The sequence below is a fragment of the Pseudoalteromonas sp. 1181_04 genome, assembly GCF_052850545.1.
Window position 1 is genome coordinate 1 of the sequence record NZ_VXCS01000067.1, and the last position, 1270, is coordinate 1270.

A 1270-nucleotide genomic window follows, 5' to 3' on the forward strand; every position below is an offset into this window, starting at 1 on the left:
ACATTCGATGAGCTAGGGCGTAAAAAAGCAAAACTAGAACGCGCGAGTAAACGTATTATCGAACGTCACCAATCACAAGATAGCCTGAGCGAAGAGTTGATAACGCAGGATTTAAAGCAAAAAGAAAAGCTGGATAAAAGTGCAGATAAAATCACGGAGTTCTTAGCGACCCACGAGGAAAAAACGGGCAGCAAAGGCAAGCCTATTAAAAGTAATATTACCGACCCTGATAGCGCGAAAATGACCACGTCAAAAGGTACAATCCAAGGCTACAACGGGATAGCGATAAATGACGATAAACATCAAGTTATACTGCAAGCACAGGCATGGGGCTCGGTGGGCGAGCAGCAAACCCTGCAGCCAGCAGTTAAGCAATTAAAGCAGCAGCTTGATAAATTGAATACCGACAAATCAACAGACGAACAAACGATTAAGTTCACCGCAGACAGTGGGTTTAATAGCGAAGCGAACCTTGAATACATGGCGAAAAGTGGCTTTGATACTTACATTGCGGATAACCAATTTAGAAAACGAAACCCGTTATTTAAAGACAGCGAAACTTATGAAACAGAGCAAGAAAAACGCCGACTAAAACGCAGTAAAGGTAAGCCACGCTTATTTACTTCAGAGGACTTCCATTATGATGAAACAACACAAACCTGCCGCTGTCCCGCAGGCAATGACATGTGGCGAAGTGGTATCAATGTAAAAAGCCACAACCAAAAATACACGCGATTCTGCGGTTACTTAAAAGATTGCAAAGTATGCCCGCTGCAACAGCAATGCATGCGAAAGCCACCTATAAAAACAGGACGGCAAGTTCAGTTTAAAAATGATGAATCGCGTAAAAAGCTAAGCTACATCGACAAAATGAAGGTCAAAATAGACAGCCCAATCGGGCGACGACAGTACAGCAAACGACTTGGCTGTATAGAGCCAGTGTTCGGGAATATTACAGTTAACAAAGGCATGAATAAATTGACCTTACGCGGTCAAACGAAAGTGAATGCCCAATGGCAACTGTATTGCTTAGTTCATAATATAGAAAAGCTGCAAAACACGATGCATTAATAAAGGTAAGCTGCTACCTCTCCAAATAAGCCACTTAAACACCTGTCATACCTTCCAAAACGCCCATTAAAGAAACAGTAAAACCTCTTTTTATATTTCACGTAAAATCGAAGTAACCGATTGAATCAAAATAGGAACTCAGCTATGGTTAATGCATCAATAAAAATAAATTAAAAACGAGTAATTCTACAGCCTCGTT

Annotated in this window: 1 protein-coding gene; it reads left to right on the top strand. The window is 41.1% G+C overall.

What is annotated here, in order from left to right:
• Nucleotides 1-1071, top strand: a 1071-nt coding sequence (locus FW757_RS23040; protein WP_446441774.1) for a transposase, incomplete at its 5' end; no start/stop codon positions are given.
• Nucleotides 1072-1270 lie beyond the last annotated feature (199 nt).